Annotated in this window: 7 protein-coding genes; 4 read left to right on the plus strand and 3 right to left on the minus strand. The window is 41.3% G+C overall.

Annotated elements, in window-relative coordinates; genetic code table 11:
* Positions 1-10: 10 nt before the first annotated feature.
* The 3 genes from ACY0JR_RS19655 to ACY0JR_RS19665 form a co-directional block, all read right to left on the minus strand.
* The gene (locus ACY0JR_RS19655) at positions 11-2,191 is read right to left on the minus strand and encodes a type IV secretory system conjugative DNA transfer family protein (protein WP_462635873.1); all 2,181 of its coding nucleotides are present in this window, start codon (positions 2,189-2,191) and stop codon (positions 11-13) included.
* A gap of 186 nt (positions 2,192-2,377) precedes the next feature.
* On the minus strand, positions 2,378-3,400 hold the full coding sequence (locus ACY0JR_RS19660) for a DUF5712 family protein (RefSeq protein WP_462635874.1): 1,023 nt from the start codon (positions 3,398-3,400) through the stop codon (positions 2,378-2,380).
* 12 nt (positions 3,401-3,412) lie between these two features.
* A complete protein-coding gene (locus ACY0JR_RS19665) occupies positions 3,413-3,910 on the minus strand; it encodes a BfmA/BtgA family mobilization protein (RefSeq protein ID WP_462635875.1) in 498 nt (165 codons plus the stop codon).
* 716 nt (positions 3,911-4,626) lie between these two features.
* Here ACY0JR_RS19665 and ACY0JR_RS19670 point away from each other — a divergent pair.
* The 4 genes from ACY0JR_RS19670 (at position 4,627) to ACY0JR_RS19685 (ending at position 8,798) form a co-directional block, all read left to right on the plus strand.
* Entirely contained in the window at positions 4,627-5,352 is a 726-nt protein-coding gene (locus ACY0JR_RS19670) for a ParA family protein (RefSeq protein ID WP_462635876.1), read from the plus strand.
* Positions 5,353-5,355: 3 nt separating this feature from the next.
* Positions 5,356-5,919 carry a hypothetical protein gene (locus tag ACY0JR_RS19675; protein ID WP_462635877.1) on the plus strand — a complete coding sequence of 188 codons (564 nt, stop codon included), beginning with the start codon at positions 5,356-5,358 and terminating at the stop codon, positions 5,917-5,919.
* Positions 5,920-6,536: 617 nt separating this feature from the next.
* Positions 6,537-7,478, plus strand: coding sequence for a RepB family plasmid replication initiator protein (locus ACY0JR_RS19680; RefSeq protein WP_462635878.1), 942 nt, complete (start codon positions 6,537-6,539; stop codon positions 7,476-7,478).
* A 333-nt stretch (positions 7,479-7,811) separates the two neighbouring features.
* Positions 7,812-8,798 carry a hypothetical protein gene (locus ACY0JR_RS19685; RefSeq protein WP_462635879.1) on the plus strand — a complete coding sequence of 329 codons (987 nt, stop codon included), beginning with the start codon at positions 7,812-7,814 and terminating at the stop codon, positions 8,796-8,798.
* Positions 8,799-8,989 lie beyond the last annotated feature (191 nt).

Below are 8,989 nucleotides of genomic sequence, written 5' to 3' on the forward strand. Positions count from 1 at the left end.
AAGGGTACTGCTACTCCTCTCCGGGAGCCAACGTATTAGGATATATCTCTACTGTTTCTTTTACCTCGTCGCGTACTTTTTGGTAGTTCGCCTGAACTATTATTCTCTGCGCTTCCTGGGAATCGATTTCACCCTCGTCTGCAAAGAGAGCAAATGGTTCCAGTTCATGTCTCTCTGTTTGGGCATCGCTGCGGTCTATCCGCCCTTGGAAAAAGGTAGAATCTGTTTCAACAGTCTGCCCGATGAATTCTCCCTGTTCTAACCCAACGGCATCTTGGATACGGACCAAACTTCGTTCTTGAAGACTTACGCTTTGGTTCTGGCTCCTGTTCCGATGGCCGGCACCGCCGGTGCTGCTGCCACTGCTGGTTGAAACCATGGACTTGTCTTCCCGACCAACGATTTTAGAAATGAGTTCAGCAGTCTCCATATTGTTTACTTTCCCGATAAACCAATTATTTAGGTTACTTATCATTACCTGCATTTTATCCCGCCCGTATGAATCAACCATCTGGCTTAAATCCTGGCTCATGTAAATAGTAGCTATTTTATTACTTCTGGCCGTCGCGGGGATTACCTCCAGTCCAGGCACATAGATAGTCGCTGCCTCATCCAGAAAAACATAGCTTGGGTGCTTCCGCTGCTGGTTCATCAGTTTGAGCGCCACGGTTATAATACAGCTGATAACCGGTGAAAAAGTATCTTTCAGGGTAGGGTCATTGCCAATACACAATAACTTGGGACTATCCGGGTCATTCAGGTTTAACGAAAACCCCTCTCCCCTACTTTCATCCGGGGTAAGCACCCAAACAATTTCCGGGCTGTTTATGCGGCTCAGGATAATTTGCAAGGTGGCCACTACCCCGGCAATTTGTTTCTCGGCCTTTTGCTCTACTGCGGTGATGAGGCTTCGGACCATATCTCCGCACTCTATGTCAGTATCCAACATTGATAACACATGCCTAAAATCCTTATACAGGGCCGTTGCTACTACATGGGGGATAGTACAGCATGCTGGAAAGTTCTTACGGTAAAACCAAATGATGCCCGTTAAATAAGCAATAGCGGACGTACTGAAAAACTCTCCTGAGTTCTTAATGGTATTTGTATTCAGGTTATTGATTATCGCCCGGCTGTATTCTTCTGCAAAGGCCACTACAGGCATTTCCTCCGGCCTTAAAGGGTTAAGTCGCTCCGTGCGTGATAAATCCCGGAAATTGATGATATGGAGTTGTACGCTGGGCTCAGGTTCGCCTTGGGCTTCCGCTTGTTCGGCAGCAAGGGTCAAAGCCCGTTGCGCGACTTCGGTTAGCACAGGGAATTTAAAATCGTAAATCAAACCTGCCCAGTTTTTACTGGCGAATTGCTCAATGACCGGTTCACCGATACTGTATGACTTGCCAGCCCCTGCCCCCCCTAGTACCAGACTCCCCCGAAAAGCGTTTGGCACATTGATATACCCCCCGTCCTGGGTGGGTAAGCTGAAACCGTTTTCTGAATTAAGCTTTCTGCGTTCAGTGGTTAATCCGAATTCTGGCCGTTTGTTGCGGGCGATTACCGAACCGGCGGCGAATGCGCTGAGAATTCCCAACAGGCTGGCCATGGGGTAGCCGTACATAATGAAGTCTGAGGGAAACTTTGCAATTGTTAAAAGCACATAGCCACTTATCAGGAAAAACCCGCCACAAAGCAGGAAAATAACCTTTCTGCTTCTTCTAGGTATCGGTTTAAGTTTGGGCTGCCCTAATTTCCTTTCCGGGGCTTTCTGAATGAAGAGAAATGCAAGCGAAGCAGCCAGTAGGGAAAGCCGGAAGTAAATACCAGCTTTATTGTATATGCTATCTGCTTTCAAGAGAAACTTTCTCCTAATGCCACTTCCGGCACTCCCCAATCCACCACCTGCTCCCTCTACGGCACTGGTGCTGTCCATCTCTGCCACCCCAATGACTGATTCAGTATTCTTTCCTACTCCTGTCCTCATACGGTCAGCTTGCCGCCTCCTCAGCTCCAATTGCCGGGCAACTCTCTTTTGTTGTGGCATGAGTTCGGGATTGGCTTTCACCCAGGCACGTGCCTGGCGTATTTCTGCTTGATGAAGCAAAACATAATAATCACCAAAAGCTATTGCTAAAACCACTAATCCAATAACCAAGGCTAGGTTTTGATTCTTACCCGGTGTAGGTACCTGCATAATTATCCCTTCTTAAAATAAAATATGGCTTCTATTGCCTTGCCTAGGCAGTACCGAACATAGTTGCGTCTGCTCCGGAATTGTTTCTTTAAAGTGGTCTCACAATCGTAGCAGGAATAACCTACCCTTTTCCCACTTTAGGCTTGAATGTATTCACAATTGCAAAATATGAAAGACATAGTACCTCTAGTCAATTTCAATTTCCCCATGCTTACGGCTTTTCCGCTCTCCTATTTCTTCCGTTTTCATATCCTTACCTGCACCTGAGTTCACCGCACGCTGGAAAGCGTGCAGCATGTTTCTGACCGGGGCCTTACTTGCCATGGGTTGCTCCCTTCCAGTCTGCAGTAGATAATAGGCATTATCAATTGGCTTTCCCTGTTGCGCCTTAGATTCAATCCGTTTTAAGGAGCGGTAAAAAGTCTTGTCAAAATTTCTTCCAACGGCGATTTTCTTTACGTGTTCACCATCAAGCCTCTGGCTTTTTGGCACATTCCTATTAATATCTTCTACCCGCTCCCCTATGCGAATGGACCTGGTGGCATCCCGGCTTGCATCGCGTTCCTTTACCTTTATCTTCTCCTTCTCTTTAGCGGTATATTTGAATTGATGCTCAAATTGCTGCCCTGACTTCCGCTGCCAATCTATCAGGTCAAACCTGCTCTTGCGCCCATTGGGATTCAATGTTATTTTTTGGTTCCTGTCCCGCGCGCTAACAACTATATGCACATGGGTCTGCAACCCTGGGCGCTTATCCCCCACCTTTGCCTCTCCAGCTAATACCTCATTATCTGTTCCCCGGTAGCTACGGTCTTGGTGAATAATAGCAGCCCATATCAGGTCTTTGGAGGCAAGCCGCTCATCACCTTTCAGGTTAAAGTTATTAGCGTACAGCTCCATGACTTGCCGGGTATAAGCTTTCAGAAGTTGTTCATCATTTTTGATGTGCGTGAGCTCATCTGCACTGGGGCTTATGATAAGAGAATAGAATTTAGAATCTTTCCCTGAAAGACCTTTTACATTGGAATCGATATCCTGTTGCACCCGTTCAGGCTTTAAGCCATCGCTGTCCTGATTAAAAAACACTCCTAAATCCTTGCCCTCCCTCTTTGGCTCCTGGACCAAATAGTTTAGGGTTTGCAGACTGCTGCCATTATTGTCATAGGCTGCAAGACCATGTGATTTCGGATTTATCAGTTTTATATACATGACACTTTCTTGTTAGATATTTGCTTTCGGCTGCTCTAATTTCTTTTTTTTGCCCGGTGCAATCTCTTTAGATGATTCAAATATTAGTTTAAGTTGATTAGTGATGGCCCCCTCGTTTTGTTCCCGCAAGGCTTTAAGTTTTCCTTTCCCGTTCCTCAACTCCTCGTCTTTAAATGCACTCAACACAATCTCCTCCATTCGTAAAACTCGGTCAATTGTTACCCTGGAACGTATCAGTTCTTCCAGCATCACTGATAGCAATCCTCGTTCCTGCTCTTGCATAAAACCAAATATACGGTCACCCAATCGTTTAATATCTTGCATTATCAAGGCTCCTTCCCTTGCCTCAATTTCAACTGGATTCAATCCCCTTGTACCAAAATAGTTTACGGCCGCATCTAGGTAATCAATCGCGGAAAGACCCAATCGTTTAGCTTCTTTGGCTAATAAGTGATGTGTCGCAGCATTTAGGCGCGCACTGGTAGTGCATTTTTTTTCCGGTATGCCCATATCAAATGAAGATTCAATAAATTTTAAGTTTATCTACAAAATCATACTGATAACTAGATAGTTATGTTTCATTTTCTACGTTTTTAAGCTATGCTTATAACTAAACAATTATAAATCAATGCGTTAGCATTGAATTTATAATGCTCTTCTTGCTAAAAAATACCTACTCATTCAGTCGCCGTTAGTAGAGTTGGATTTATTATTAGTCAAGAGTTAATATCTTAAATATATGACCTAATATTATAAGGTTATAATACTATATAAATATAATAGGCACATAAGTTGCTACTAAACTAGATTGAGATTTATAATAATATAGAATTATAATATTATTATACTTATAAAAAACCTATAAACATTCAACAAACATAATATTATAATCTTATCAAACCATAAGGTTATAAGATTATAATATTAAAGAAGCATTGTTTATAAACCTATATTATTATAACTTTATAAAACAATAATTAATCATATTTATAAAATTATGATATTATAGTTTTATAAAGTTATGACATAATAAAAATTTACTACTATAATATTATACAAACATTTTGTTATAATATTATAATCAACCATTCTTATATTAATATTAAGTTATAAGATTCTATACCTATAAAATTATTTAAATATAATTTTATGTTTCGATACAGTTATAAACGTATAAAGTTATAACTTTGTAAAAAGAAGCTAAGACGTTATAGAAAAAGTTAGGTATGAAGATTATAAGTTTTGCGACCCAAAAAGGGGGGTCTGGTAAATCCACCTTGACTCTTGTGCTGGCAGCAGCATTGGCAGTAGATTATAAACTTAAAGTGGCTGTTCTGGACTGTGACTACCAGCAAAGCATAGTAAAGACCCGCGTGCAGATAGATGAGGAAAGTTTGCAATTGCTAAAAGAGTCTAACCCGGAGGCGACTTATCCCTTTGACATTTTTTCAGTTGACTTAAATGGTATATTCGATTTTGTGGATAATCCTGAAAATGATTACGATTTAGTCTTCATTGATGTGCCGGGCCGGGCCGATGGTGATGATGTTTTCAATGCCCTTACAGCCTGTGATGCGGTCATAGTTCCATTAGTAGCTGATTATTTAGACAGGGCCAGTACGGCTGAATTCATGCATATCCTGCAAACAATAAAAACGGAGGCGGATAAGGCGGAAATACCCTTTGAGTATTTCGGTATTTCCACTAAGCGCTCAAACAATAAGGAGGAACAGGAAATGGATGATTATGTGGATGCTCTGGGATTGGCACGTTTTAACTCCTCCCTTAGCTATCGGGCAGCTTACAAACGCGCATCTACCCTATATAGCTTGACAACACCTTCTTATCTGCGCTATGTAGGTGGAGATAAAAATGTCTCAGATGAAATACATGCGGTCTGCAATGAATTAATCGAACGGATGGAATTACCCGTTAAATCTGTAACAGAATAAAAAATGGCTGAACAAGAAAACAACGGCAATAGCCAAAACGAAAAAAAAGAGGTTAAGAAGCAAGCTGCGCCAAAATTTGGGAAAGCACGTATCGTGGTACCCCAAGCTTCACGAGAAGCAGCCCGTTCAAACATGGCTGGGGAAGCGATGGTAAAAAGCTTAAAGACTGAAACAGCTCCAGTCGCTGAACCGGATACAGCGGCACCGGAAACTACTCCGGTAGTTGAAATGGCTTCCAAGGCTGAAAATAGGGGGGGAGAAGGTGAAGAAAATAATTCTACCCGGGAGCCAATGGATGCAGGAAAGTCTGCCTCTCCCGCTCCAGAGGGAAAGAAGGCTCGTGCTGCTGCAAGGAAAACTGCTCCCAGTGCTGCTAATCAGCCGGAGGAGACCAAGAATGTCAGGCTATTAAGTTCTCTTTGGTTAGACGCAAAGTTCAACCTGGTGCAATTAAATGGAAGTGATGGCCCATCAAATCTGACAGATTATGCTGAAGAAGCGTTCAGATTATATGAAAAACACCTGCTCAAGTCAGGAAAGATTGACAGAACCCGAACGGATAAGTAGTTTTGCAATTGTGAAAATCAGCAATCTTTAGACTTCCGTCCAACATTTACACCTATTTTATAACTTAATTAAGTTAAAGCTAGGTTTCATCAGTCAAAAGCTAGGTTTTATCAGTAAAACCAAACTTTATACCACCCAATACTAACTATTTTAGCATGTAGTATTAAAAAGGATTCCTCCACTGATGAAACCTAGCTTTTAATGACATTGCTTATGTTATTTATTAGATAAATGCAATTCGCGCGCGCAAAGTCCTTACTTTATTGGATTATTTTGTTGCTTTTTCTTTCCCATTTTCTCATCTTCCCCAAAACCAATCCTCTAAAAGCCTAAATTTTTTAACCACAAGTTTGTAGTATTTATATTATTTGTTTAGTATTTGCAGGGCCCATAAGGCATTGGTTTACTGTCTATTAAGCGCCCTTTAAACTAGGTTTCATCCGTTTAAAACTAGGTTTCATCAGTCAAAAGCTAGGTTTGATATGTGAGAAGCTAGGTCTGATACGTGGAAAAGCAAGGTTTCATCAGTCAAAAGCTAGTGTGTTTTCTGATACTTGTTTTTTCTTTTTAATTTTCTATATTTGGCCAATAGTTGTGCAATTACTAGCTAATGGGCAATGGCAAAAGGGATAACTGAGGCAAAAGAAACGCATAAATTAGAAATAAGGCAGCATAACGCCATTACAACGGCACGTTATGAGATGTCAGCTATAGAGATGGATATTTCTTTTTTCCTTCTTTCTAAACTGCGTGCCGATGATAAACCTGGTACAAAATACCAAATTTCTGTGAAGGAATTGCAGGAAGTGACCGGAAGACAATGGCACCATGGCCAATTCCTGGAAGCGACTTCCGCGCTCAGGAGCCGAGAGTATGTCTTTGAGGATAATAAAACCGTTTTGCAGGTGGGGTTACTGGCCTCTGCCTTACATAGAAAAGGGGAGGGGCTGATTGAACTCGAAATCTCTGAGAATATAAGGCCGTACCTCATAGACTTAAAGAATAACTTCACCAGCTTTCAGCTCCAGGCAGCCTTTATGTTGCCCAGCAAGTGGGCCAAACGTATTTATCAGATTGCAAGCCAATGGAAAGACATCGGAGAAACGAAAATATACTCTATTGATGATTTAAAGGTAATCCTGCATCTTAAAGACCCTAAAAACAAGGAAAAGGAGCAATATTCATCCATCTCCTTGTTCAAAAAGAACGTTCTGGATATTGCTGTAGAGCAAATCAATAAGTTCACCGACTTGAGAATAAGCTATGTATTGACTAAAAGGGGCCGGGTTTTTACGCATATCCGGTTCTATGTGAACAAACAGACGATTCAGCAATTACCATTAGCTTTCGAGTTGCCTACCGATGATGTAAGGAAGCAGAATGCTCGGACTATTCTGGACGATTTAAATATCATCGAAGAGAAACTGGTTAATAAAATCTTGTACGACGAGAATTTATTGAACAAGCTTTTCCAGTTCAACTATAAATTGAAAACTGACAAAATTAAAGCCACTTCCAATCCCGGAGGGCTATTCCTTAAAATTGCCGGTTTAGTCTAAAAGCTAGGTTTCATCAGTCAAAGATTATTCGCATTGAGAAATTAGCAACAGCCAAGGAGCAGAAAAACCGGGGTCATAGAAGCTGCGATTGTTGAACATCCCGCCCTTCGGGCGGTCAAGTTCAATTATATTTTGCAATTGCAAAATGCAAGGGTCAAAATATGAGGAAAGGTTACTCATAAAATCCATTTAGAGGTTATTGAAAATAAAAAAAAGGCCCAAATAAGGCATGATTTTTTTATAATTTATGTATCTTTTAATATACATTAACGTATAATATAATATACATATTATAACAATTGCAAATTTCAGTAACCTTTAAACATAAGAATCATGTCAACTCAAAGCACCAACCTCGATAAAGCCACTTCTTGGGATAACATCTGTTTTCCAGTAAAAGAAGAAAAGTTGCAAAGCCTTTTGCCTGACAACTACAATCTGCTGCCTTCGGACAGGCAACGGGCTATCGTCGGTACTATGCCGGACGGTACACAGCATATCTTCGCCCTGCAAAGCGATGAATACACTTTGATTCCAAATCAACTATTGCGCTCGGTGGTGGACAGCGTGGCAAAAGATTATACGATTGATGCCCGGTATTCAACCCGTGGGGATTTCAGCATCAATGTTATCCTTCCCGATAGCCTGAAGGTGGGCAACGAGCGGATTTATAAGAACCTGATTATAAACAACTCATATACTGGGAAAAGCCCTTTTAATATTCAGGGTTCGTCCATTGAATCAACGAACGAAGAAAAAGTAAAGGTTTCCTACTATCGCCAAATCTGCTCCAATGGCTTGATGGGCTGGGCAGATGAATTCATGTCTTTTGAAGAATATTTCAATTGGTTGGCAAATGGTCAGCCTAAGAAATACTTGGATGCCCTAAAAGAAAAAGTAGAGCACGTGAATATTGAAAGGATAAAAAAAGAGGAAAAGATTCTGGCGGAAACATTCCACCACAAAGGGCTGAACCTGGAATTCTTCAAAGGACATCTAACCAACATCCTGCGGAACTTCATTGCGCAGAAAGATTCGGTCACCGGCACGGTTTATAATAAACTGATAGAAGTGGCCATGCCTACCGATGCCGATGTACAAAAAGTTATCACCGAAGCCGGTTTACCTAAGAAGCTGGCCACCCTAGCCGTGGAGCGGTTAAGGTTTGAGGAAAAGGAATTGGAAACCGAAGCGAATCTGTGGCTGGTCTATAATGCTGCAAACTTTGCCCTTTTTAACGGGAAATCTGCCTTAACCATAAACGAACGTTTCAAAGCTGACCAAAAGGCATTTAATAATATCGCGGCAATGGCTATATAACTAAGAATCTCTTTCACAGGAATAGGTGAGGCTAAGAAATCCTCACCTATTTTTTTGCCCAATTGGGTAGAGCACATTTTGCAATCACAAAACTTTCAAACCTTTTTCCCCTACTGCCCACTTTTTTGCAAATAGTGGGTTAGCTTTTTCTGCGAACCTACTATTTGCTTTTTTTGATTTCCTCTGAGTGG

Source organism: Rufibacter sp. JT3400010, assembly GCF_054956755.1.

What these genes read in the sequence shown, in the direction of transcription:
- ACY0JR_RS19655 (WP_462635873.1), bottom strand. Translation starts at nt 2,191, where the DNA reads ATGCAGGTACCTACACCGGGTAAGAATCAAAACCTAGCCTTGGTTATT.
- ACY0JR_RS19665 (WP_462635875.1), bottom strand. Translation starts at nt 3,910, where the DNA reads ATGGGCATACCGGAAAAAAAATGCACTACCAGTGCGCGCCTAAATGCT.
- ACY0JR_RS19680 (WP_462635878.1), top strand. Translation starts at nt 6,537, where the DNA reads ATGGCAAAAGGGATAACTGAGGCAAAAGAAACGCATAAATTAGAAATA.
- ACY0JR_RS19660 (WP_462635874.1), bottom strand. Translation starts at nt 3,400, where the DNA reads ATGTATATAAAACTGATAAATCCGAAATCACATGGTCTTGCAGCCTAT.
- ACY0JR_RS19685 (WP_462635879.1), top strand. Translation starts at nt 7,812, where the DNA reads ATGTCAACTCAAAGCACCAACCTCGATAAAGCCACTTCTTGGGATAAC.
- ACY0JR_RS19675 (WP_462635877.1), top strand. Translation starts at nt 5,356, where the DNA reads ATGGCTGAACAAGAAAACAACGGCAATAGCCAAAACGAAAAAAAAGAG.
- ACY0JR_RS19670 (WP_462635876.1), top strand. Translation starts at nt 4,627, where the DNA reads ATGAAGATTATAAGTTTTGCGACCCAAAAAGGGGGGTCTGGTAAATCC.